Annotated in this window: 21 protein-coding genes; 4 read left to right on the top strand and 17 right to left on the bottom strand. The window is 59.4% G+C overall.

All coding sequences use genetic code 11. The annotated features are described in order from the left end of the window. Positions 1-72: 72 nt before the first annotated feature. The 17 genes from LRS53_RS01885 to LRS53_RS01805 form a co-directional block, all read right to left on the bottom strand. Positions 73-5,373 (bottom strand): glycosyltransferase, encoded by a 5,301-nt coding sequence (locus tag LRS53_RS01885; RefSeq protein ID WP_231354753.1) that lies wholly within the window; start codon positions 5,371-5,373, stop codon positions 73-75. A 1-nt stretch (position 5,374) separates the two neighbouring features. Next, complete coding sequence (locus LRS53_RS01880) at positions 5,375-6,028, bottom strand: NTP transferase domain-containing protein (RefSeq protein WP_231354752.1); 654 nt, start codon at positions 6,026-6,028, stop codon at positions 5,375-5,377. Then, entirely contained in the window at positions 6,004-6,609 is a 606-nt protein-coding gene (locus tag LRS53_RS01875; protein ID WP_331275284.1) for an HAD family phosphatase, read from the bottom strand. Before LRS53_RS01875 ends, LRS53_RS01880 begins: the two co-directional genes overlap by 25 nt. Continuing rightward, positions 6,606-7,376, bottom strand: a complete 771-nt coding sequence (locus LRS53_RS01870; protein ID WP_231354750.1) for a class I SAM-dependent methyltransferase — start codon at positions 7,374-7,376, stop codon at positions 6,606-6,608. Before LRS53_RS01870 ends, LRS53_RS01875 begins: the two co-directional genes overlap by 4 nt. Positions 7,377-7,450: 74 nt before the next feature. Next, a complete protein-coding gene (gene flgL / locus LRS53_RS01865; RefSeq protein ID WP_231354749.1) occupies positions 7,451-8,749 on the bottom strand; it encodes a flagellar hook-associated protein FlgL in 1,299 nt (432 codons plus the stop codon). 11 nt (positions 8,750-8,760) lie between these two features. Beyond that, entirely contained in the window at positions 8,761-10,800 is a 2,040-nt protein-coding gene (flgK, locus tag LRS53_RS01860; RefSeq protein ID WP_231354748.1) for a flagellar hook-associated protein FlgK, read from the bottom strand. A gap of 8 nt (positions 10,801-10,808) precedes the next feature. Continuing rightward, positions 10,809-12,026 carry a flagellar assembly peptidoglycan hydrolase FlgJ gene (flgJ, locus tag LRS53_RS01855; protein ID WP_064308363.1) on the bottom strand — a complete coding sequence of 406 codons (1,218 nt, stop codon included), beginning with the start codon at positions 12,024-12,026 and terminating at the stop codon, positions 10,809-10,811. Positions 12,027-12,038: 12 nt separating this feature from the next. After that, entirely contained in the window at positions 12,039-13,139 is a 1,101-nt protein-coding gene (locus tag LRS53_RS01850) for a flagellar basal body P-ring protein FlgI (RefSeq protein ID WP_093254755.1), read from the bottom strand. A gap of 11 nt (positions 13,140-13,150) precedes the next feature. Beyond that, on the bottom strand, positions 13,151-13,846 hold the full coding sequence (gene flgH / locus LRS53_RS01845; RefSeq protein ID WP_231354747.1) for a flagellar basal body L-ring protein FlgH: 696 nt from the start codon (positions 13,844-13,846) through the stop codon (positions 13,151-13,153). A 21-nt stretch (positions 13,847-13,867) separates the two neighbouring features. Continuing rightward, positions 13,868-14,653 carry a flagellar basal-body rod protein FlgG gene (flgG, locus tag LRS53_RS01840; protein ID WP_231354746.1) on the bottom strand — a complete coding sequence of 262 codons (786 nt, stop codon included), beginning with the start codon at positions 14,651-14,653 and terminating at the stop codon, positions 13,868-13,870. A gap of 46 nt (positions 14,654-14,699) precedes the next feature. Next, a complete protein-coding gene (locus LRS53_RS01835; protein WP_093254750.1) occupies positions 14,700-15,443 on the bottom strand; it encodes a flagellar basal body rod protein FlgF in 744 nt (247 codons plus the stop codon). Between the two features lie 169 nt (positions 15,444-15,612). Next, entirely contained in the window at positions 15,613-16,962 is a 1,350-nt protein-coding gene (gene flgE, locus LRS53_RS01830; RefSeq protein ID WP_231354745.1) for a flagellar hook protein FlgE, read from the bottom strand. Positions 16,963-16,988: 26 nt separating this feature from the next. Next, positions 16,989-17,699: a flagellar hook assembly protein FlgD gene (locus LRS53_RS01825; protein WP_231354744.1), complete on the bottom strand. Its 711-nt coding sequence runs from the start codon at positions 17,697-17,699 to the stop codon at positions 16,989-16,991. A 12-nt stretch (positions 17,700-17,711) separates the two neighbouring features. Beyond that, on the bottom strand, positions 17,712-18,149 hold the full coding sequence (gene flgC / locus LRS53_RS01820; RefSeq protein WP_231354743.1) for a flagellar basal body rod protein FlgC: 438 nt from the start codon (positions 18,147-18,149) through the stop codon (positions 17,712-17,714). Between the two features lie 2 nt (positions 18,150-18,151). Next, positions 18,152-18,574, bottom strand: a complete 423-nt coding sequence (flgB, locus tag LRS53_RS01815; protein ID WP_231354742.1) for a flagellar basal body rod protein FlgB — start codon at positions 18,572-18,574, stop codon at positions 18,152-18,154. Positions 18,575-18,799: 225 nt separating this feature from the next. After that, positions 18,800-19,627 carry a protein-glutamate O-methyltransferase CheR gene (gene cheR / locus LRS53_RS01810; protein WP_026083954.1) on the bottom strand — a complete coding sequence of 276 codons (828 nt, stop codon included), beginning with the start codon at positions 19,625-19,627 and terminating at the stop codon, positions 18,800-18,802. Positions 19,628-19,669: 42 nt separating this feature from the next. Next, on the bottom strand, positions 19,670-20,602 hold the full coding sequence (locus tag LRS53_RS01805; protein ID WP_231354741.1) for a chemotaxis protein CheV: 933 nt from the start codon (positions 20,600-20,602) through the stop codon (positions 19,670-19,672). A gap of 98 nt (positions 20,603-20,700) precedes the next feature. Here LRS53_RS01805 and flgA point away from each other — a divergent pair, with 98 nt between their 5' ends. From flgA to LRS53_RS01785, 4 genes are all read left to right on the top strand, one after another. After that, positions 20,701-21,429 (top strand): flagellar basal body P-ring formation chaperone FlgA, encoded by a 729-nt coding sequence (gene flgA, locus LRS53_RS01800; protein WP_442968478.1) that lies wholly within the window; start codon positions 20,701-20,703, stop codon positions 21,427-21,429. Positions 21,430-21,589: 160 nt separating this feature from the next. Then, positions 21,590-21,898, top strand: coding sequence for a flagellar biosynthesis anti-sigma factor FlgM (gene flgM / locus LRS53_RS01795; RefSeq protein ID WP_231354739.1), 309 nt, complete (start codon positions 21,590-21,592; stop codon positions 21,896-21,898). 60 nt (positions 21,899-21,958) lie between these two features. Further along, positions 21,959-22,426, top strand: coding sequence for a flagella synthesis protein FlgN (locus LRS53_RS01790; RefSeq protein ID WP_231354738.1), 468 nt, complete (start codon positions 21,959-21,961; stop codon positions 22,424-22,426). Positions 22,427-22,515: 89 nt separating this feature from the next. Next, positions 22,516-23,250 (top strand): flagellar brake protein, encoded by a 735-nt coding sequence (locus LRS53_RS01785; protein WP_231354737.1) that lies wholly within the window; start codon positions 22,516-22,518, stop codon positions 23,248-23,250. Positions 23,251-23,277 lie beyond the last annotated feature (27 nt).

Below are 23,277 nucleotides of genomic sequence, written 5' to 3'. Positions count from 1 at the left end.
AAAAAGGGAAGCCGTAGCTTCCCTCCTGAGTACGATCTACCTTCGTATCGGCCAGTAAGCCATATTCTTGAATCAGCTTGGCAACCAGGCCGCTTGCCAGGCCAGAGCGGCCTTCTCGTCCAATAGCCAGTTACCCATGACCTGAGCGCGCAGTCTCTGTCCCGCTAGCCGGCTGGCAGTAAGGTCACCCGCCTGAGCGCGGATGGCTTCCACCCAATTCTTGTAGCGGTTCTTGACGCGAACCACGTCCAGGCTCCCGGCGTAGGCACGGACGTCGCTGCACACCACCGGATAGCCACAGGCTCCATACTCAAGCAGCCGCAGATTGCTCTTGCAGGCGTTGAATACATTGTCTTCCAGCGGCGCAATGGCCAGATCCAGAGCAAGGTCGGCAAGGCGCTGGGGATACTGCCCTATCTGCACCCCATGGTGAAACTCCTTCACATAACGCCGCAAGCTTTCAGGGCAATAGCCCAAAAAGATCCAGTCCACTTCGTTCGCTAGATCCCGAACAACATCGTGAATCAATTCGAGATCCCCTTGATGCCCAATGCCTCCCGCCCACCCAACCCGTGGACGTGAAGAAGCGGCCTTGTGCGGCGTTAGACTTCCCCACCATTTGATGGGCAAACGATTGTTGACCACTCTGATGTCAGAGTGCAGATCTGCGAATTGCTCGGCCAAGGCGTCAGTGGAGACGACGAAGCGATCCACCAGAGAGAGCGCTCTGCGCAAAGACTTCAGGACATCCTTGGGCATATGCTCTCGGTGGACGCTCTTTAGCGGTAAATTAGGCAGGTAGTCATCAAGCTCGAAGACGCGAAACGCGGTAGAGTACCTTTTGAGCCTTTGAATCATATCTATCTGCTCATCCAGTATCTGTCGCTGCAGAACTATCGTATCAGGCGCGATCCGGTCGATTTCCGCCGGGGAAAGGATATCTGCGCCTATACCACCTTCAATCAGCGCACGCTCGCGGAGCGCTTTGAAGGGTTGATAAATCCGATAGTGACCACAACCGCTGTCGTCAGCCGGCATCGCCAAGATACGCGGACTGAGTGAGGCGAACATTGGCTTCCAGCCTGCCTCTCGAGGATCAAGCTCGAAACCTGGTTTCGTCAGCGCAAGATTCCGGTTGTAGCTGGGATCGTTGGCAATCACAGGCAGCCATCGGTCATACATCGCCAATTGCTCAGCGGTAAATCTATTGACCTTTTCCGAGTAACTGCTTTTATCGACTTCGCGCTGACTGACACTGCCTTCGTGCATGAGAACCGCATAGGGCGTCCAGACACAGAGATAGCCGGCTTGGCGTATTTTCAGACAGAAATCGACGTCGTTGTAGGAAACACGAAAATCACCTTCATCAAGTCCACCAACCTCGAGATACAACGAACGCGGGACCATGAGGCACGCAGCTGTTACCGCCAGATAGTTTTGATCAACTACCATACGATGCATGTAACCGGGATCATCCGCCGGCAGACCTATGAAGGCATGATCGGCTGGCCCGTCCAGTCCTAGCACGACACCCGCGTGCTGGATACGCCCATCAGGAAAATGCAGCTTGGCTCCTACCACCCCGACCTCGGGGCGCCTCGCATGATTGAGCAATGCCTGTATCCAGTCTGGCTGAATCACCTCGGTATCATTATTGAGCAAAATCAGATAGTCGCCGCTGGAATGCTCGACGGCGAGATTATTCATTGCCGAGTAGTTAAAAACCTCAGGGTAATCGATTACCCGCAACTGCGGCGTCTGGAGATCTCGTATTCCCTGAAGCCACTCGCAGGTGGCCGCATCAGTGCTTCCATTGTCTACGATGATGATTTCATAGTTGGAATAGGACGTCTTCTCGAAGATACTTTCAATACAACGACGCAAGTAGAACAACTGATCCTTGGTCGGTATGATTAGACTGATCTTCGGCTCTCCGGAATAGCCATAGGCTATTCGATTTATCACGGAGAGTGCGCCAGCATATATTTTATGGGGAACATTCAGCCGCTCCAGGTGACGACTCACCACAGGAGCTATAAAAGGCTGTACATTAATGCGCGAAACCCATTCACCAAAAGAGCAATGAGCATGTATCAGCACTTCCGGTATATGTCCCACGGCGTCGAGGCCATAGGCTTCTACCACCCGGAAAGCAAAATCATAGGGACCCAACTCACCGATATCGTCAGCAAATCCCTGCAAGTCGCGATAGCCCTGGGCGGCGACAGCCACTCGCGGACCGATATAGGGATAGCTGCGCAGCAGGTCGAGATTGATGTCAGGCTTGAACAGCGGGTTGGTGTACTCCACCGCGTCTAGCTGAACGTCTTCGTCGACATAGCAGAACTGCCATCCAGGATGCTGCTGGACATGCTCAGCGATCAATAGACAGGCATGCTCCGCCAAGACGTCGCCGGCCTCCATGACCATGAACCAGCGCGCGCCTGTGGACTCAAGCACCTGGGGTAAATCACGCCAGCTGCCCACAGGCAGCCACTGATCAGCGGCAGTCGGAGTCGGCCCTTGGCCTTCTGAAGCCATGACCACTACACCTGCTACAGGATAGAGCTGAGTTCCAATGCTAGAGAGGGAGCGCGCCAGAAGTTCGGCGTCCAGTACATTGCCATGTAGCACGACCAGCACTTGCGTGCGAGGCTCCTTGCCAGCACCCCAGGCGGCGATCAATGCCTTCTGGCCGATGTCGAAATGTCGCGAGGCACTCCAGATCTGGTAGGCGGTAAGTGACTCAGCCAAGTCGTCGGTGAGACGTACTATATGAGGGAGGGGCCTTTCGGCCTGATCGGACTCGACAGTCGACGGCAGTACCTCAACCTCATCGAAGGTACCCGAAAGTGAAATGGAGCTAACCAGTCCTTGCATGCCTGGAAAGCTGCCATTACAGAAAATACCTACTTCGGCACGTCCTTGGGCGTCAGGCGCGAAGAAAATATCAAAAGCCTGTGTCGCCTCAGCAATCTCGAATCGCTGTTCAAGGACCTGCCCATTGACGGTAAACGTCAAGCCAACTGGAAAATGGCTGTAGTTCTTTTGCTTAAGAGCCGCCAGATGGAGCCGCAGCCGCCCTCTTCCGTACCAGTCAGCTCGGATATCCGAGGTGATACTCAACCTGGATTCTTCGCCGAAGAGGTAATGCACGCTACCGACCAGCTTGGTGACGCCTGGCCCTGGCGTAACGTACAGCGGATTCGTCGAGGCAGGTGCAGGCGTCGTCAACGAATGCCACCACACCTCCATTGCTGCTTCGCTCAGTTGCGAACGTAATTGCGCGACCTCGACGATCAATCCATCGTAAGTCACCAGTTGCCAACAGGTTCTACCAAACACCCTGGACAGCCGCTCACGTAACCAACCCGCCTCTCCGCCGTCATCCATAGCGGTATCGACCGCAGCAGACAAAATATGACGTCTACCGCGAAAGGTGCCTCTACCGCTTTCCGCCAGCGCTATCGATAGCGGATGGAAACTACCTGGCTGCATCCAGTAATGACCCTCAAGCAGCAGGAAGAGCCCGGTTTTTTTGCCTTGTTTCTCCAATGCATTCGTCCATTGGAGAAGGTTTGCGTAGGAAGTAACATCCGCTCTATCGATCGTCTGCCCAATCAGTACCACACGGGCAGTCGGCCATTCCCGGGCGACATTTTCAGACAACAGCTGCGATTGTTGCTCGTTATAGCCGTTGATGACGACGGTTACACGGGGAAGATTACCTATAGCAGACGCCACTCTTTGAGTGGACAGGCCATCTTGATAACGGCCATGAAGTGCTTGGGTTCGCTCCAATTGAGCTTTTCGGCAACGCTTTTCATGAGCATCGAAGACATTCCCTAGCAAACTTAGAAACTCAACGTCGTCCTGAAACTCCAGTCCTATATCCCGCCACGCATTACCAGGCGCCGAAGGATTGTACTCCCAGTGTTCCACCCGCTTCTCACTGGAGTACAGCAAAATCGGACGATCCAGAGCCATGAACTCAAACAGCAGCGAAGAGCGATCAGCAACCAAAATGTCCGCTTCGGCAAAGCTATCAGCAATACTGGCTTCAGGATCATCGATCAATTCGACCAGCGAATCGGAAGCTGCCTGCATCCGCCACACGACCATCAGATTGCGGAAGCGTTCCTTCTCGACGACAAAGGCATGCTCGTACTGAACGATCGCAGGATGCGGCTTTATGATAATTCTTGCAGTCGGAAAGACTTGGCGTATGAGTGGCACCAATCTTTCACCGAAATAGACTGCAGCACTGAGTTCCGGATTGTACGTAGGGGCGAATAGAATAGTCGGACAGTCGTGGACTGGTACTCTTTTCGGCAGCCGGAAGACCTGATCCACCCAGGCATTGCCGGTTAGCAAAAATCCTTGGCGTGGGCGGACTCCAGACAGCAGCGTATCCTCTATGTCCCAACCGCTGCCGCACATGTAATCAGCTAGATTGTATTGCGGTTCGGCGTAGCCATAACGCGTGACAGATCCATGCCGCATGGCGACGAGCGTTGCTCCATGGGCATCGCAGTAGTCGCGCCAGAACTCCACGGACCAACCATCGGCCACCGCGATGACATCGGGCCGCCAAGCCATCACCTCAGCGATATCCAGGCTCAGCAGGCTCTTCTCAAAACAGGCTGACAGTGGTCTTAGCGAGCGAAAGTGGAACGGCATGCTGCCATAACAGGCCACCCTCAAGCCGGAATGAGGCGTTTCGACGGGCTCGGGCAGCTGATGCCTAAACACATAAAGAATGCTCGTCTGCTGATAATTATCCATTGTCAGCAGAGGGTGACGAGATGAAAGCTCGAACCCTAGAGAGCGAACCAGCGCCAGATAGGAGGACTCGGTCCGGTACACAGCCTCGTAGCTATCGGTAGCCACCGTGACTGAGGAGTCAGCGTCGACCAGCACCGAATCCTTGAGAATCAAGACGCCATTATCACTCAGTACTTCAGCAGCTCGTAGCAATACCCGAGCAGCACTCAAATCATCGGCGATGGTAGTAAGTACCCCCATCAGGCTAACCGCCTCGAATCTTTCCGACGTCTCAAACTCGAAGATGTCTACCTCTTCAAACTGAACGTTTGCCGCTCCGGTCTTGGCTGCCTGATCGCGGGCCTGGCGAATAAGCTCTGACCCGAGATCAATGCCCTTTACCTCTGCTACCTTCTGTGCATAGAGCAAAGAAAACTGGCCATCTGCACAGCCAATATCGAGTAGCCGGTCGCTTGATTCAAGCAGCGGTAACACGGCTCCCAAAATGACCTCTTTTTGCCGCTCATAGAGCAGTTCAGGCCCTATCTGGCCCCTTTGGGTAGCTGACCAAAATTGCCGCGCCGTGGTCCCCTGGGACGCTTTTTTCATACTATTTCCATCCACCGGTCATGACCCTTCTAGCCATGTCTAGATCTGCGACGGTATCTATGTCGAAAGCATCCAACTCATAGGCAGGCAGAGGCAGAGAAGGCTCAAGCGCCTGGTACACGTAAATCGGCTTATCAACGACAATACTAGGCTCAAGTATCGCTATACCCGTCCACTCCCATTCGTAATGCGGCTCTCGTGTGAAAGCCTGAACAAGCGTCTTTTCCTGATTCAGGATCACCCTCACACCATCGCTGGTTGTATAACTAGAAACCCCTACCAACTGAGCACACTGTTCGGCAGCCTTTAGAAACTCCTTGAAGCTATCTCGTCTCACCACCGTATCGGCATCCACCACTAGGAATCTTTCGTGCAGATGCTGGGCAACTCGGAATATGCTCTGCAGCGTATTAGTTCGCGCAAAGTCAGGATTACGAACGATGATGATATTTGGTCGGAGAGCGAGGGCATGAGCAATAACGTCTTCTTCCTGAAAGCCTACGACAAGCCATACGACAGGAACGTCAACCAAGCGCTCGAGATGGTAGTCAAGCAGGGTACGACCCGCCACCTCGACCAAACACTTCGGCCTGTTCAAGCCTAGGCGCGATCCTATACCAGCAGCACTAATTACAGCATGTTCAATAAGCGGCATAGGACGGTCCGGTCATAAATTACGAAATCACTCAGCTTTACCAGAAGTGCAGTCGGGGGATGAGTACCCCCGTAGGCGATTCGCCAATCCGCCGCCTCGAACATGGGCACATCGTTCATGCCATCGCCTACCGCAATAACGCGATCATATTGCTGACGTAGTTCTGCCACTACGTCGCCTTTGTGCAGAATATGATCTATCCCGACCAGCTTTCCACTGTCATCGAGTTTGGCCCTCGAGGCAAAGTTGCGGATACCCAGTCGATCAAGAACCGGCTTCACCCAGATATCCAGATTCCCCGTTATTACATAACAATCTTCGGGACGACTAGCAATAAAGGAAAGTATTTCAGCGTCGAATTCGACCCTATGCTCCAGTGCCTGATGTATCCATTCGATATTGGCGTCCTTTAGCAGGCGGACCCGTAACTTGAACGACTTGTCAAAAGGCAACACGCCGTCGATTGTGGCTTGCGTTAGCAGCGAGATCTCATCCTCGAGCCCCACGGTTTCAGCGATGAGAGGGAGAAGCTCCTGGCGGGTCAAGGTGCCGTCGAGATCGAAGCAGTAAGCTGTCCTCACTGCTGCACATCCTTCATGGAAAGAATCAGGTAGTACTGGCGAGTCTCGACTCGTTTCTCCAGACTATCCTCAAACAGGAATCCTTCCTCATCAACTGCCAGAGTGCCCGCTGGAAAAGCTTGGGACAAGAGCGCCTTGAGCTCGTCCAGCGTTCGGTAAATGGCGGAATAGCGGTCTTGCAGTTCTGAAGAAAAATATGCGTCCAAGGTCAGCCGCTTTTCCAAAGCGATTGGCTCGCGAAGATAGAGACGCGTAGTAGTTGAGCAGAGCGACCCAAGATCGGTCAGCATTTTTAGACAATCGGCGTCGTTCAAATAGATCAGCAGACCCGATACGATAAGCAGGTCATAAGGCGGTGCCAGTCCAAGCCGAGAATTATCGATGGCGGTCGCCGACATGGTCTGGAACCTGAGTCGTCGGTACCCGCGTTCCAGTGCTCCCTCATGCGCCTTGGCAATGAGAGAGGACGAGAAGTCGATACCGAGATAGTCGATCTCGGGATGGCGTTCTGCCAGGTACCATCCCCACCGGCCTATACCACAACCAATATCCAGTACCGACTTGGGAGCGGGACTGCAGAGCGTCATGCCGATGGCGGCCTTTTCAGCATCGTCGCGGTAAGCCACCAACCCTGGATCGTTGTCTTGATACATGGTTGCGCTTAAAGCGTTCTGATAATGCTGACGCCCGCGCCGCTCAAAAAAAGCCTGAGTGGCAGCATAGTCAATTTCAACGATTTCGCCCTGCACCCGCTGCCCGTGTTTCAACGTCTTAGCCTCATCTAATCAGTCTGCAGTCCCACAAATTAGTCTAGCGCTATGAAGCATGCGAGGGTCTTTCATCACAGATAGTTGAACAGACTCAACTGCGACACCTTCACGAAGCTCTGCTGCGTCGCTTGCAGAACCGTGTTTTGCAAAGCATAGCGGGACAAGGCCTCAGCATAGTCCAGATCCTGAAGATCCGACTGCACCGCCTTGTTGACCAGGCTGACATCGGCGATGAAGTCGCTGGTGGAGTCGATGACGTTGAGGCGCGCGCCGACCTTGCCGCGGATACCGTCGACCTGGGTGTAGGCCGTGTCCAGGTTGCTCAGGGCTACGGCAGCGCTGTCACGCATCTTGTAGACGCCTTCGGTGCTGCCGTCGCCACTTTCCAAGGCCTTGCGCAAGTCGGACACCACGTTAAGCAGGCTGCGCTTCTCGTTGGCGGTATCACGGGTGATCTTGAATTCATCGCCAGCGGCGGGTATGCCGTCGATCTGCACCTTGACTCCTCCAAAGCGGATGAAGTCGCTGGTCGAAGGATTGCCATCGACGCTGTCCGCCTTGAGCTGGCCAGCCGGCGGATTGGCCGGATCGTAGGCCGCCCACTGAGCGGCCGTGGGCGCGTTGGCCAAGTCGTAGATGACGTATTTCTTGTCATCGAGAAAATGAATGCCGATACCGTCGGTAGCGACCGGCGGCGTGCTGGCGGGAAAACTATCGTCGTAGGCCTTCTTGTCTTCCACCAGGCCGAGCGAGATCCGCCCGGTCCCGGTATTGCCAGCTGTTAGCGCAGTGGTGACGCGATTGGCGTTGAAGTTGTTCTCGAAGGCATCCTTGCCACTATCGCTAATGGGCACGAAGGTAGAACTGGCGATCTGCACACTGCGCTGCCCTTCGTCGCCATAGTAGCTGTAGGTGCCGTCGGCATTGCGCACATAGGGCTGGGTGTCGCCCATGGAGCCGGAGAACAGGTACTTGCCGCTGGCGTCCTTGCTGTTCATCAGGTTCATCAGCTCGTCTTCGCGCTGGCCGATCTCCTTGGCCAGGGACGCGCGATCGGTCGGATCCAGGGCGCCGTTGCCGGCCTGGACGGCGATCTCGCGGATGCGCGTCAGCACCGTCTCCACCGAGGTAAGCATGGCTTCCCCGCTGTTGAGGCTGTTCTTGGCGGCGGTCATGCCGGTGTTGTACTGGCTGTTGAGCGCCTCCTCCTGGCTGATCTGCAACAGCTTGACCGAGGCCACCGGATCGTCCGCTGGCGTCAGGATCTTCTTGCCGGTGCTGATTTCTTCCTGGGTACGGGTCACGTTGCCGTAGTTGTTCTGCAGGCCGCTGATACCGTTATTGAACGCCTGAGCGGTAGAGATGCGCATGGCCGGTTTCCTTATCTGAAGGCGCCGAGCAGGGTGTCGAACAGCGACTGGGCGATTTTGATGACCTGCGCTGAGGCACCGTAGTACTGCTGGAACTGGACGAGTTTGGCGGCTTCCTCATCGAGGTTGACGGCCGACAGGGAGTCACGATTGTCCTGGGACTGCTTGAGTACCGTTTCGCTGGCGGCGGAATCCACCCGCACCTGGGCGGTCAGGGTACCGACCCGCTCCACCAGGCCGCCGTAGGCGTTGTTGTAGGTGGTGCCGGTATTGCCATAGCCACCCATGGTGGGCTTGGTCTGCAGAGCGACCAGGTTCAGGGCGTTGCGGTTGTCCGAAACGGCGCCCTTATTGGTGCCTAGGGTGAAGCTGTCACCGGATTGCGGCACGCCGCTGATGTTGAAGTCGTAGGTGTAGCTGTTATTGGTGTTCGGATCGGTATACGTGAGGCGAACGGCGTTGGTCTGACCGCTGGTGAGCACACCGGCCGTAGGCGACAGGTAGTTAAGCGTCGCACCGTTCGGCAGGGTGCCATCCAACTGGTTGGTGGCACTGTTGAAGCTCAGCTTCAGGCCATCGGCCCCGAACAGCCGCCCGAAGTCGGCGGTATTGACCGGCGAGACTGAAGTGGTCAGCGCCGGCTGGGTAATGGCACCGGTACCGCGGTTATTAGTGGTGGCCCCCGCCTTGGCCGTGCCGGCGAAGCCCAGCTGATCGGCCTGGGCCAGATCCACCTTGAGCTGGGAAGCACCACGCCGCGTCGGTTGCAGGCTGAAGACATCACCGGCCTGGGCCTTGGCGAGCTCGGCCGCGCTGAATTGCACCTTGAAGCCCTGATCGTTGCCCTGGGCATCGGTCAGGGTGAGGGTGACCGGATCGGTTCCGGTCCTGTTGACCGTGAGCGCCGCGTTGTCACTGGCACGGCGCGCCGTGAAGCCGGTGCCGTTGTAATCGAGGCGGTAGTCGCTCGGCGAGAGCTTGCTGGTATCGGTGATGCTGAGAGTCGCGTTGGCCGAGCCAGTGTTGGTGGACCGACCCATGACCCGCAGACCGATGCTCTGAGTGTCGTTGATATTGCCGAACAGCGCGGAGCCGGCATTGCCGGACAGATCCAGGCCCTGGCCCAGTTGCCGGTTGACGGTATCGGCCAGGGTCAGCGACAACTGCCCCAGGCTGTTATAGGCGTGATCCAGCGCGGTATCGCGATAGGACAGCAGGCCGCCCATCTCGCCACCATTGAGCTGGCTGGTAACGTTCTGCTGCGTCGAGCCGGAAGTCAGCAGGATCTGGAAGCGCGAGGGATCGTCGGTCCCAGGTTTGGCGGCCATGCTGGAAACGGTATTGCCCACCACCAGCGGCTGGCCGGTACCGACGAACAGGTTCAGCGCGCCGTCGTCCTGCTCTACCACCTGTAGCCCGACCATGCCGGACAGCTGCTTGATCGCCTGCTCACGGGAGTCGATGAGATCGTTGGGCGCACCACCGGCGGCCTTGGAACGGGCGATGGCGTCGTTGAGACTGCCAACGCTCTTGGCCAGGGCATTGACCTGATTGGTCAGTGCCGACAGCTGATCGTTGATCTGGCCGTTCTGCTTGTCGACCTGGTCGTACAGGGTATTGAACGACTTGGCCATGCCCTGGGCCTGGGCGAGTACGGCCTCCCGCGCCGGGATCGACGAAGGATCCTGGGCAGCGGTCTGCAGGGTGGCGAAGAATTTCTGCATGGCCGGGGTGATACCCGTCGTGCTGTCGGACAGCAGGCCGTCGAGCTGGGAGATCTGGCTCTTGAAGGTCTGCAGTTCGCTGTTCTGGCTGTTGGCCGAGCGCACCTGGCTGGTGAGGAAATCGCTGGCGAGACGGCGTACATCCACCGTCTGGGAGCCGGAACCAACATAACCCGAGCCATTGTACTGGGCGATGTTGGTCTGCTGGATGGTCTCCTGCCGCGAATAGCCGGGCGTGTTGACGTTGGCGATGTTGTGGCCGGTGGTGGTCAGGGCGTTTTGCGTGGACCTCAGGCCCGACAGACCAATGGAAAGTAGATCAGCCATGGCTCACCTCAACCGCGGGACGGACTGGTGCCCAGGGAGGCGACCGTCTGATAGGTGTTCATGTTGCGGGCGATCTGGATCACCTTGCGGGCGTAGTGCGGATCGGTGGCGTAGCCCGCCTGCTGCAGCCCCTGCATGAAGCGCTCGGAGTTACCGCTGGTGGACAGCGCCTTGTCGTAGCGATCATTGCTCTGCAGGAAGTTCACGTAGTCGTGGAAGCTGTCGGCGAAGGAATCGTAGGTGCGGAACTTGGCGGTCTCGGTCACGGCCTTGCCGTTGACGAATTCCTGGGTCACCGCCGGTGCGCTGCCGCCATCCCAGCCGTGGGATTTGATGCCGAACAGGTTGTTGCTGTTGCTGCCATCGGCCTGCTTGACCATATGCTTGCCCCAGCCGGTTTCAAGCGCCGCCTGGGCGACCAGGTACTTGGGGTCGACGCCCAGGCGCTTCGCCGCGGCTTCGGCCATGGGCATCATGGTGTCGACGAATTCCTGACGGGTACGAAAACGGGTCTTGCCGGTGGCAGCGGCGCCGTCCACGCTGGCGACGGCCTCGGTCGCGGCGGCCGGCTTGCTGCCGGATTGCGTGGCCTGTTGGCGCCAGGCGCTCTGGGCGGCGGCCACTTCCTGGAAGCTCTGCTTGAGCGCGGCGCCCTGCTCGGCCGCGCCGGAAATGTTGGCCGCGGTACGCTCGGACAGGCGCCCGGGCAGGGCCAGCCGGCGGGAGTTGAGCACGCTGGAATCGTCACGCCCGGAGACCGCGGCACCTGCCGGTTTGAGGCTGTTACTACCTGCCTCGTTGAGTTTGGCATTGCGGCCGGCAGCCAGCTGACCCTCGGTGGGCGCAGCCTGGCCGACCTGGGCAAAGGGATTTGGCCGTGCCGCCGGCTGGGCGGTCTTGCTCAGCTGACGCTCCAGGACATTGGCCAAGCCGATACCGCCGCCATCCCGGGACAGGGAGACGGCCAGCTGCTGGTCGTACATGTCCTGGTACTGCTTGGTGGTCTCGCTGGAAAAGGGGCTGTCCTTGTCCGCCAGCGCCTGGTTGGCGCTGCGCATGGACTTGAGCATCTGGTTCAGGAACAGCGACTCGAACTCGCCGGCGACCTTCTTGACGTTTTCCGCGCTGTCGCGATCCTTACCCTTCATCTGGGCCAACCGATTCAGGTCGGTGAAGGCCCCCGAATCCTTGACGTTGCCGTAGTTGCCACCCAGACGAGATTCCATCGCCCGCTCTCCTTAGATTACGATCAGATCGGCCTGCAAGGCGCCGGCCTGTTTCAACGCTTCGAGAATGGCCACCAAGTCGCTAGGCGCCGCGCCCACCTGATTCACCGCTCTCACGATTTCGTCCAACGTGGTGCCCGGACCGAACTTGAACATCGGCTTGGCCTCCTGCTTGGCCTTGACGGTCGACTGCGGGGTCACCACCGTCTGCCCACCCGACAAGGGATTGGGCTGACTCACCTGCGGATCTTCGCTGATGGTCACGGTGAGGCTGCCCTGGGTCACCGCCGCCGGCGAGACCTTGACGTTCTGGCCGATGACGATGGTCCCGGTGCGGGAGTTGACGATGACCTTGGCCACCGCCTGCCCCGGATCCACCTCCATGTTCTCCAGGATCGAGATGTAGTCGACGCGCTGGCTGGGATCCACCGGCGCCGTGACGCGAATCGATCCGGCATCGACAGCTGATGCAACACCCGCGCCAAGTGTCTCGTTGATCTTGTCGACGATGCGTTTGGCGGTGGTGAAGTCGCTGCGATTCAGGTCCAGCGTGATGCTGTTGCCCTGGTCGAAGCCACTCGGCACCGGTCGCTCGACGGTGGCGCCATTGGGAATGCGCCCGGACGACGGAACGTTGACGGTGATCTTCGAACCGTCGCGGCCTTCGGCGTCAAAACCCCCGACCACAAGGTTGCCCTGGGCGATGGCGTAGATCTGGCCGTCGATACCCTTGAGCGGCGAGAGCAGCAGGCTGCCGCCTCTCAGGCTCTTGGAGTTGCCGATGGAAGACACCGTGATATCGATGGTCTGGCCGGGCTTGGCGAAGGCCGGCAGATCGGCATGGATGGATACCGCCGCGACGTTCTTCAGCTGGGCCGTGGTGCCTGGCGGCACCTTGATACCGAACTGCGCCAGCATGTTGTTGAAGGTCTGCACGGTGAAGGGCGTCTGGGTGGTCTGGTCGCCGGTACCGGGCAGACCCACCACCAGGCCGTAGCCGATCAGCTGGTTGGTCCGCACGCCCTGGATGCTGGCGATGTCCTTCAGACGATCCGCCTGGGCCAGGGGCATGACCAGGGCCAGGGCGGCAGCGACGATGAGGCTCTTGAACATGGCGCTCATCCTCAGAAGGGCATCAAGGGGCTGCCGAAGAGCTGGCTCAGCCAGCCCGGCTGACTGGCATCGGCGAAGGCGCCAGTGCCCGAATAGGTGATACGTGCATCGGCTACGCGGGTGGAGGACACGGTGTTGTCGGTGGCGATGTCGTCGGCGCGGACCATGCCCTGGATGCGCATGAGTTCATTGCCGGTGTTGAGCGTCAGCCACTTCTCGCCACGCACTACCAGGATGCCATTGGGCAGCACTTCGGCGATGGTCACGGTCAGCGAGCCGGACAGGCTGTTGCCCTGGGCCGCCGTGGACTTGCCGGTGTTGGAGCGGTTACCGGAGAAACCGGTGTCCAGACTCAAGTCGCCATCGGCCAGCGGATTGGGAATCGAGGGCTTGGCGCCGAACAGCGAGGTCAGCCCCAGAGTCGCCTTGGTGTTCTTGGCGATGTCGGAACTGGCGTTCTTGCTGGCCTGGGTCCGCTCCTGCAGGGTGATGGTGATGATGTCGCCGATGCGGAAAGCCTTGCGGTCGGTATAGAGATTCTGCTCGAACCCCGACTGGAAGATGGCGCCGTTGTTCTGTGCGGCTGGCACCGGGGTACGCGGCAGCACCGGGGCGTAGTAGGGATCGTCCGGCTTGGCGGCCGGGGCTACGCATCCTGCGAGTACGAGCGCTCCCAGGAGCGGGGCGACGGCGAATAGAGGTTTCATGGAGCGCGTCCTCACAGGGGATTAGAGCTGCTGGGTAACGAAGCCGAGCATCTGATCGGCGGTGGAAATGACCTTGGAGTTCATCTCGTAGGCGCGCTGGGTGGTGATCATGTTCACCAGTTCCTCGACCGTGCTCACGTTAGAGTTTTCCAGGGTGCTCTGCAGCACGGTGCCGAGGCCGTTCAAGCCCGGGATACCGACCTGAGGCGCGCCGCTGGACGCGGTCTCGCTGAACAGGTTCTGGCCCACGGCCTGGAGACCGCCCGGGTTGACGAACTGGGCGATCTGCAGATTGCCGACGATCTGCGGCGCGGCCTGACCGGCGGTGGTGACGGAGACAGTGCCGTCTTCGCCGACGGTAAAGGTCTTGGTGTCGGCAGGCAGCACGATGGCAGGCTGCAGTGCGAAGCCATTGGCGGTGACCAGCTGGCCATCGGCATTGAGGTGAAAGGTACCGTCACGGGTGTAGTTGACGGTTCCGTCAGGCATGGCCACCTGGAAAAAGCCGTCACCGTTGATGGCCATGTCCAGCGGCTGGTCGGTGGTCTGCAGCGAACCCTCGGTGAAGTTCTTCTGGGTGCCGACGATGCGCACACCGGTACCCAGCTGCAGGCCGGAGGGGAGCTGATTGTCCTGGGTGGACTGGGCACCCGGCTGGCGGCGGATCTGGTACAGCAGGTCCTGGAATTCGGCGCGGTCGCGCTTGAAGCCCGTGGTGGACACGTTGGCCAGGTTGTTGGAGATGGTGGTGAGGTTCATGTCCTGGGCGGACAGACCGGTCTTGGCGACCCACAGTGACGACATCATGATGGTATTCCTCGAAGTGCCGGTTTTACGTCGGCGCTAGCCTTGATCAGGAGAATTGCAAAACCTTTGCCAGCGCCGCGTCGTTGTCTTCGGCGCTGCGCATCATCTTCACCTGCAGTTCGAACTGGCGGGACAGCGACAGGATCGAGGTCATCTCTTCCGCCGCATTGACGTTGCTCGACTCGACGAAGCCGGACACCAGGGACACGTTGGCGTCCATGGGCGGTGCTGCCTGGCCCTGCTTCATGTGCAGCAGGCCGTCGAGCCCCTTTTCCATCTGCTTGGTGTCGGGATTGACCAGCTTGATGCGGTCGACCTGAGCCAGGGCATTGGTCGCCTGGCCGGAGCCGCGCACGGTGATGCTGCCGTCCTGACCGATTTCTACCTTGGAGGCAGGCGGCACGGCGATGGGCCCGCCATTGCCGAGCACCGGCAAACCGCTGCCGGTCCGCAGCATGCCAAGGGGGTCGATCTGCAGACTGGAGGTGCGCACATAGGCCTCCTTGCCGGAGGGATCCTGGACCGCGACGAAGCCCGGCCCCTGGATGGCCACGTCCAGGTCACGGCCCGTCTCCTGCAGCGCGCCAGGGGTGAAGTCGGTCGCCGGCCGTTCGCTCATGGAGTAGACGCGCGACGGCATGGTCTCGCCGAACACCTGCATCGAGCGGGCCTGTTCGAGATCCTTGCGGAATCCCGAGGTCGAGACGTTGGCCAGGTTGTTGGCATGGGCGCGCTGGGCCATCTCGTTCTGGCTGGCGCCGGTCATGGCGACGTACAGCAGCTTGTCCATCTGATCCTCCGACGGCGGCAGACTGCCGCCAAGCTTGCGTTCGGAGGTTCTTTAGCAAGCGCCGTTCCAGAAAATGAAAACCCTTTAAAATCAGTAGCCTGAAAATAGAAAAGCCTCCCAAGGGAGGCTTTTCCTGACGCCGAAGCGGCAAGCCGCCAGAGAAACGACGTCAACGCAGGTTGATGATGGTCTGGGTGATGGCGTTCTCGGTCTCGATGGTCTTGGCGTTCGCCTGGTAGTTGCGCTGCGCCACGATCATGTCGACCAGCTCGGTGGAGATGTCCACGTTGGACGCCTCCAGCGCCCCGGACTGCAGGGCTCCCAGGGTACCGGAGCGCGGTGTGCCGACTACTGGCTGACCCGATTCCGACGACTCGGTCCAGGAGGTCTTGCCCATGGGGGTCAGGCCCTGGACGTTGGCGAAGTTCGCCAGCACGACCTGGCCCTGCACCTTGGACTGACCGTTGGTGTAGCGCGCGAAGATCTGGCCGGTATCGTCGATCTCCAGGCCGGACAACTGGCCGGTGGTGTAGCCGTCCTGGTTGACGCTGGTCACGGCAAAGGCGCTGCTGTACTGGGTCGAGCCACGCATGTCCAGGGTGATGCCAGCCGGGTTGGCCACGGCGCCGTTGGAGGCCCAGGTCGCCGGGGTACCGCCGTTGGAAATGGCCGGGACCCAGTTGTCCAGCTTGAGCACACCCTCGAAGGCATTGGTGGTGGCGTTATTGACCTGCTTGAGATCGGTCGAGGCCACATTGGCACCGTCGAGCGCACCGCTGCTGGTAAATGGCAGGGTCACGCTGTAGGGCGTGGCGACCTTGGTGGTCGGATCTTCCGCAGTCGGATCGCCGGGGTTACGCCCATCGATCAGCACGTTCATGGTCCAGGAATTGTTCGCGCCCTTGACGAAATACTGCGACAGGACGTGGGCGTTGCCCTGGCTGTCATAGATGTTCACCGAGGTCGAGGAATTGTAGCTGGTCGGATCGGACGGATTGAACGGGGTGGTGGTCGGCGTCGTCTGGGTCGAGTTCAGGTTGACCGTCTGCTTGATCGAGCTGGAAGCCTTGGGCGCCTGGCTGGCGCTCTCGATGCGCAGGTCGCTGCGCACGCCCGGCTGCAGCAGACCCTGGTCGTTGGTGGTATAGCCCTGCAGCTTGTAGCCATTGTTATCGACGATGAAGCCTTCCTTGTCCGTGCCGAAATAGCCGGCTCGGGTGTACTGGATGGCGCCGTTGTTGCTGGTGACAAAGAAGCCGTTGCCATTGATGCCCATGTCCAGGGCATTCTGGGTAGAGTCGATGGTGCCCTGGTTGAACAGCTGACCGACGTTGCCCAGCAGCACACCGCTGCCCTGGGCATTCTTGCCGGTGCCCAGTACCGAGGCGGCATAGAGGTCCTGGAACTCCGCCCGCGACTGCTTGAAGCCGACGGTACTGGCGTTGGCGATGTTGTTGCCGGTGATGTTGAGGTCACTGGATGCGGCCTTGATGCCGCTCAAACCGATATTGAAAGACATGCTGGATTCCTCTCGTGTGCCGCGCCTTACTGGCCGACCGCCTGGACTTTGGAGATGCCGATACTGCCGACGCCGGCAAGGTTGAGTGTCATTTCGCCGCCGTTCTGCCCGAGCGTCACACTGTCGACGTTGGCTGGCAGACTGGTCTTCATGGCCATGGTGGTGTCGTTCACATTTGCCTGGGCCTCGAAGCGGTAACTGCCGGGATCCAGCTTCTTGCCACTGGCATCGGTGCCGTCCCAGGTGAAGTTCACCAGGCCACTCGACTGCTGCCCCAGGTTCAGACGGTTCACCTGACTGCCCGCGTCGTTGTAGACGTTGACCCAGACGTTCGGACTGGACGCGGTCAGGTTGAGCGCGCCCTTGAAGTCCGCACTGGTATCCACCTTGACCTTGTCGGTATCGACGATCACCTTGCGGCCCACCAGGGTGGACGCCTGCAGCGCCTGGGAAGACTGACTGCCGGAGAGGATGGAGCTGACGCTGGTGTTGAGGTTGGTGATGCCCTCGACGGTACTGAACTGCGCCAGCTGGGCGATGAATTCGCCGTTGCCCTGGGGCTCGAGCGGATTCTGGTTGTTCATCTGGGCGACCATCAGTTTAAGGAACTCGTCCTTGCCGAGCTTGCCACCCGTCTTGCCATCGCTGGCGGCGGTCTCGGCGGCCGTGCCGGTCTTGTTGACGGAGTACTTGTCGAGTACCGCTTGAGCGGTGGAGTTGGTCGTGCTTATGGCCATGGCGCCGATTCCTTACTGACCGAGGGTCAGTACCTTCTGCATCATCTGTTTGGCGGTATTCATCATTTCCGCATTGGTCTGGAAGGCGCGACTGGCCGAAATCATGTCGGCCATCTCCTCCACCACGTTCACGTTGGGGTAATAGACGTAGCCTTCCTGGTCCGCCATGGGATGGTTGGGCTCGTAGCGCTTCTGCACCTTGCTCGGATCCTCGACGATGCCCTTCACCTCCACCCCGACACCGGCCTGGCCCTGGTCGTCGAACAGCGAAGCACCGCCCTGGGCGGCGTTGAATTGGGCAGCGAACACCGGATGCCGCGCCTTGTAGGTCTGGTCGACGCTGGAGGAGACGGAGTCGGCGTTGGCCATGTTGCTAGCCACGGTGTTGAGGCGCACGTTCTGGGCGCTCATGCCGCTACCGGCGATGTTGAACAGCGAACTCAGGGACATGGCTATTCTCCGCGCAGGGCCGACATCAGCCCCTTGAACTTGCTATTGAGCAGGGTGAAGCTGGCCTGAAAATTCATCGCGTTCTCGGCGTAGTTGGCCTGCTCGACCTGGGCATCCACGGTGTTCTGGTCCACCGACGGCTGGGTGGGGATGCGATATTTCAGCGCCGCATCGCCCATTCCCATGTCGAAGCCCTCGGCGGCGATATGGCGGCTGTTGGTGGTTTCCAACTGATAGTGTCCGGAAGCCCCGGACGCGCCCTTGGCCGCCTGCTCCGCCAGCACGGCGCTGAAGTCCAGATCCCGCGCCTTGTAGCCAGGGGTATCGGCATTGGCGATGTTGTTGCCCAATACCTCGGCGCGCTGGGAACGGAAGTTCAGCGCCTGCTCGTGCAACCCAAGTGCCTTTTCAAAACTGATGCTCATGTCGAGAGACCTTTGACGTGGCTTGCAGGCAATTTAGCAAGGCCCGTGCCAGTCTCCAGAATCCATAAAAATCAAAGGGTTAGAGTAGGGCGGCAGTCAGAATGACGGCGAGCGGCAAGGTTTTTCCGCCGCCCTTGCCGGCCCCCAGGACCAGGCGCGGCAGAACTTTGGCGCAAAAGAAAAGGGCAGACCTGAGTCTGCCCTTGGGGGTGTCCATCGACCGGCCTATTTGGCCTTGTAGATGATGCCCGGATTGCACTGCACCATCTGATAGAGATCCGGCAAGCCGTTGAGGGCTTCGGACGCACCCAGGAACAGATAGCCGCCCGGCTTGAGGGTGGCATGGATGCGGGTGAGGATGTCCTTCTTCACGTCAGCGGAGAAGTAGATGAGCACGTTGCGGCAGAACACCATGTCGAACTTGCCGAGGCTGGCGTAGCTGTCCAATAGATTCAGGGCGCGGAATTCGATCCGACTGCGAATGGCCGGCTTGACCGCCCAGCGATTTGGCTGCAACACGTCGAAGTAGCGCTGCAGGCGTTCCTGGGACAGACCGCGACCGATGGCCAGCGAATCGTATTCACCGGATTTCGCCGCCGTGAGAATGGCACCGGACAGATCGGTCGCCACGATCTGCATGCCGCCACGCCCCTGCCCTGCCGCACTGCGTTCGAATTCGTCCATGGTCATGGACAGCGAATAAGGCTCCTGCCCCGACGAGCAGGCCGCCGACCAGACCCGCAGGCGCTGGCCGAACGTGTTCTTGGTCAATTCCGGCAAAAGGCGGTTCTTGAGCACCTCAAAGGGATAGGTGTCGCGAAACCAGAGGGTTTCGTTGGTCGTCATCGCATCGATGACCTTTTCCCGCAAACCGCCGCGAGGCTGCATCTGGATGCGCTGCACCAACTCCGACAACGTCTTGATCCCCTCGGTCTCCATCAGCTTGTTGAGCCGACTGGAGACGAGGTACTGCTTGTTGTCACCGAGCAGGATCCCGCTGGATTTCTCGAGGAAATCACGAAAAAGCACAAAATCCGCGTTGACTGCTGACACTGCCGCTCCGCCTTCTGGATACCGGGATAGAGACGCCTTCACCTAGTGACCGTCGACCGCATTGATGCGCTCGGCTACCCGGGAGGCAAGATCATCGGGACGGAACTTGGCCAGGAAGTCGTCCGCACCGACCTTCTTGACCATCGCCTGGTTGAAGACGCCGGACAAGGAGGTATGCAGCAGTATATGCACTTTCTGCATCCGCGAATCATGACGGATTTCCGCCGTCAGGGTGTAACCATCCATTTCCGGCATCTCGATGTCGGAAATGATCATCAGCAATTCCTCTTCCGGACGCTTGCCTTCAGCCACCATCGCCTGGAGGAAATTCAAGGCCTGGCGACCGTCGTTGAGGGAGATGACCTCTACCCCGACGGTTTCTAGGCAACGAGTCACCTGCTTGCGCGCCACCGAGGAGTCGTCGACGATCAGCACGCGCTTGGTGACGGCCTTGGCCTGTACCACCTCGCTGATCACGCCGGCCGATACGGTCTCGACGGACGGTGCGACTTCGGACAGGATCTTCTCCACGTCGATGATCTCGACGAGCTGGTTGTCGACGCGGGTGACGGCGGTGAGGTAGTGATCACGCCCGGTGCCCTTGGGCGGCGGGTTGATGCCTTCCCAGTTCATGTTGACGATGCGCTCCACCGAACGCACCAGAAAGCCCTGAACCTTGGTGTTGTACTCGGTAATGATCACGAAGCAATTGTTGATGTCCGGCAACCCGCGGCGACCGGTGGCCATGGCCAGGTCGATGATGGGAAAGGTGCCGCCACGAATGCTGGCCACGCCCCGTACCACCGGACTCGATTTCGGCATCACGGTGAGCTTGGGGCACTGCAGCACCTCCTTCACCTTGAAGACGTTGATGCCGTAGAGCTGCGAGCCGTCCAGGCGGAACAGCAGCAGTTCCAGACGGTTCTGGCCCACCAGTTGGGTACGTTGGTTGACTGCGTCCAATACACCAGCCATTTGGCGACTCCTCTCGTTGCCACAGACCGGTTGAAAAACTCGGCACAGGGCTTGCTTAGATGTGACTCATGAAGATCGAAGCGACGTGTTTCCGACCTATGAAAACCTCTTGCCGCTGGGCTGCGAATCTTGTGTTGATCCTGACATGCCTGGGCGGAAAGGCCTATGCAGAAGGCGACTACACCTCATCTGACGAACTTATCGGCGCTGTCGAAAGTTTTCTTGAGGAGCGCGTGCAGGAATATTTGCTGGAGACCAGTTCCAACGCACGCCACGAAAATCAGATTAACTCGTTGGATCCCCGGTTACGCCTGGCGGCCTGCGACAAACCCCTGACGCTTTCACAGCAAGGCAACCCCACGCCGGTGGGCCGGATCAACATCAAGGTCCGCTGCGAAGGCAGCAGTCCCTGGACGGTGTTCGTGCCGGTCCAGGTCAAGCTGTATCAGCCCGTGGTGGTTACCCTGCAGCCCCTGCTGCGCGGTGCGGTGCTGGATGACCAGAACGTGGCCCTGGTGGAGCGGGACGTCGGCACCCTGACCCAGGGTTATCTGACCAGCCTGGAACAGGTGCTGGGAACCCAGCTGAAACGCCAGGTGGTCAGCGGGCAGGTCATGGCGCCTTCCTTTATCGAGCAAGCAGAACTTATTCGCAAGGGTGAACAGGTGGTCATCAATGCCCGTAGCGCCTCCTTCAGTATTCGCATGCAGGGCGAAGCCCTGAGCGCGGGCGCCAAGGACGAGGAAATCCGCGTACGCAACCTGAGTTCGAACCGGGTGGTCCGCGGTCGGGTGGTCGATCAGGGGCAGGTGGAGGTAGCGCTTTAGCGAAAGCGGCAAAAGGAGTACCTTGAACGTCCGCATCCTGAACCTCAGCGTGCCATCCTGTCGAAGGATGTGACACGGCGCACAGGTACACGGCTAAAGTTTCGGCACAGCACGCCGATAAGCCGGACATGCGAACGAGACGACACGAGGATCTCCACTCATGGCTCTAGATATCAATCGCCTGAATTCGTCCTCTACTGCAGGCATAGGCAACACCAAGGCCGCCTCTACCAAGGACGTATCCACGGCTCAGACCAGCGACGTCAAGGCCACCCAAGGCACCGCCTCTGGCGAGTCGGTGAGCTTGAGCGCTGAAGCCAAGCAACTGAGTTCCCTGACCGCAGGGCTCAAGGATCTGCCGGTGGTCGACAGCGACAAGGTCAGCCGCCTGAAACAGGCCATCGCCGATGGCTCCTACCAGGTCGACAGCCAGAAGGTAGCCGACAAACTGCTGGCGTTCGAGTCCTGACGCCCGGTTCGGCATGGCCCTTCTGACGATCACCGCTAACGTTCGAACGGAAACCGCGCCATGCCCAGTGCTACCTTGCTCGACATCACTCGCCACGACATCGACCTGAGCGAGCAACTGCTGGTCCTGATCGAGCAGGAGTTCCAAGCCTTGAGTGAGCGCCAGCTCGATCAGCTGGAAGCGCTGCTGGGCCCCAAGCAGATCCTGCTCAAGCAGCTCGACCAGCATGCCCAGCAGCGCACCGTCCTGCTCCAGGCTCAGGGTTTGCGGGCGGATCTGCCAGGCTTGCAGGCCTATGCCGCCCAACAGCCCGATGGCGAGGAACTGCTGGCTCTCTCCAGTCAGCTCGCGCAGCTCATGGAGCAATGCAAGGCCCACAACGTCCGCAATGGCCAGATCATCCAGGCCAATCGTTTCGTGGTGGGCAAGTTGCTGAATGTGCTGCAGGGTACCTCGGCGCCCACGCTGTACAACCGTCGCGGTAACCAGACCGGCGGTGGCTATCAGCGCCCGCTGAGCTCGGCGTGAGCAGTGGATTTTTCTCACAGCGCGTTTTTCGCTGTACTGCTGGCCGTTAGCCATTATCCTTGCTGACCGCCGTTTACAGGAGTTTCCAGGTGCAAGGCTCTTCCGCTAGCGACAATGCCCCCCAACCCCCCCAGGTCTATCGCTCCAAGGGCGAGATCCTGGCGTGCCTGCGGCCGGCGAAACAGCAGCACATCCCGCTGCGGATCACCTTCAATCGCCAAGGGCAGCAATTCCAAAGCTTCGTCGTCGAGATCGACGAAGCCAAGGGCCTGATCGCGCTGGACGAATTCATTCCCCGTGAGGCCGAACGCCTGCTTGAGCAGGGTCAGTCCTTTCGGGTAGACAGCTTTCACGAAGGTATCAAGGTCACCTGGCAGATCGACCGTCCGGTCGAGTTCAGCGAACTGGACGGCACGCGCTGCTACTGGATCGGCCTGCCCGCGGAGCTCACCTATCACCAGCGGCGCAATGCCTATCGGGTCAAGTTGCTGTTGACCCAGCCCGCCACCGCAGAACTGAGTCAGGGCAGCAGCCAGATCCAGTTGCGCGGCCAGTTGATCGACCTGTCAGCCACGGGCTGCAAGCTGCGTTTCCCTGGTAACGTCACTCATCTGCTGCAACCGGAGCAGCAGGTACAGGGCTTTAGCGCCGAGTTGCCCATCGGGACCATCAATACCCCGGTGACCATTCGCCACGTGGCCTGCACGGAGCGTATGGAATTCAGCGACGTCGGTGTCTGCTTCAACAGCCTGACGGGGGCTGCGCAGCGTCAGATCGAGCGTTTCATCTATCAGTTGCAGCGAGAAAATCGCCGTTTCGAGTGACCGACCGGACGCCCACGACTACTGGGC

It is taken from the genome of Pseudomonas sp. PLB05, assembly GCF_021106615.1.
In the GTDB taxonomy this organism is placed as follows: domain Bacteria; phylum Pseudomonadota; class Gammaproteobacteria; order Pseudomonadales; family Pseudomonadaceae; genus Chryseomonas; species Chryseomonas benzopyrenica.
Note: the sequence above shows the minus strand (reverse complement) of the source record. Positions and strands in the feature narration are given on the sequence as shown.

Excerpts from the sequence above, each read along its gene's own strand:
- LRS53_RS01885 (WP_231354753.1), bottom strand. The coding sequence starts at position 5,373 with ATGAAAAAAGCGTCCCAGGGGACCACGGCGCGGCAATTTTGGTCAGCT.
- LRS53_RS01880 (WP_231354752.1), bottom strand. The coding sequence starts at position 6,028 with ATGCCGCTTATTGAACATGCTGTAATTAGTGCTGCTGGTATAGGATCG.
- flgL (WP_231354749.1), bottom strand. The coding sequence starts at position 8,749 with ATGCGCATCTCTACCGCTCAGGCGTTCAATAACGGTATCAGCGGCCTG.
- flgK (WP_231354748.1), bottom strand. The coding sequence starts at position 10,800 with ATGGCTGATCTACTTTCCATTGGTCTGTCGGGCCTGAGGTCCACGCAA.
- flgJ (WP_064308363.1), bottom strand. The coding sequence starts at position 12,026 with ATGGAATCTCGTCTGGGTGGCAACTACGGCAACGTCAAGGATTCGGGG.
- LRS53_RS01850 (WP_093254755.1), bottom strand. The coding sequence starts at position 13,139 with ATGTTCAAGAGCCTCATCGTCGCTGCCGCCCTGGCCCTGGTCATGCCC.
- flgH (WP_231354747.1), bottom strand. The coding sequence starts at position 13,846 with ATGAAACCTCTATTCGCCGTCGCCCCGCTCCTGGGAGCGCTCGTACTC.
- flgG (WP_231354746.1), bottom strand. The coding sequence starts at position 14,653 with ATGATGTCGTCACTGTGGGTCGCCAAGACCGGTCTGTCCGCCCAGGAC.
- LRS53_RS01835 (WP_093254750.1), bottom strand. The coding sequence starts at position 15,443 with ATGGACAAGCTGCTGTACGTCGCCATGACCGGCGCCAGCCAGAACGAG.
- flgE (WP_231354745.1), bottom strand. The coding sequence starts at position 16,962 with ATGTCTTTCAATATCGGTTTGAGCGGCATCAAGGCCGCATCCAGTGAC.
- LRS53_RS01825 (WP_231354744.1), bottom strand. The coding sequence starts at position 17,699 with ATGGCCATAAGCACGACCAACTCCACCGCTCAAGCGGTACTCGACAAG.
- flgC (WP_231354743.1), bottom strand. The coding sequence starts at position 18,149 with ATGTCCCTGAGTTCGCTGTTCAACATCGCCGGTAGCGGCATGAGCGCC.
- flgB (WP_231354742.1), bottom strand. The coding sequence starts at position 18,574 with ATGAGCATCAGTTTTGAAAAGGCACTTGGGTTGCACGAGCAGGCGCTG.
- LRS53_RS01805 (WP_231354741.1), bottom strand. The coding sequence starts at position 20,602 with ATGGCTGGTGTATTGGACGCAGTCAACCAACGTACCCAACTGGTGGGC.
- flgA (WP_442968478.1), top strand. The coding sequence starts at position 20,701 with ATGAAAACCTCTTGCCGCTGGGCTGCGAATCTTGTGTTGATCCTGACA.
- flgM (WP_231354739.1), top strand. The coding sequence starts at position 21,590 with ATGGCTCTAGATATCAATCGCCTGAATTCGTCCTCTACTGCAGGCATA.
- LRS53_RS01790 (WP_231354738.1), top strand. The coding sequence starts at position 21,959 with ATGCCCAGTGCTACCTTGCTCGACATCACTCGCCACGACATCGACCTG.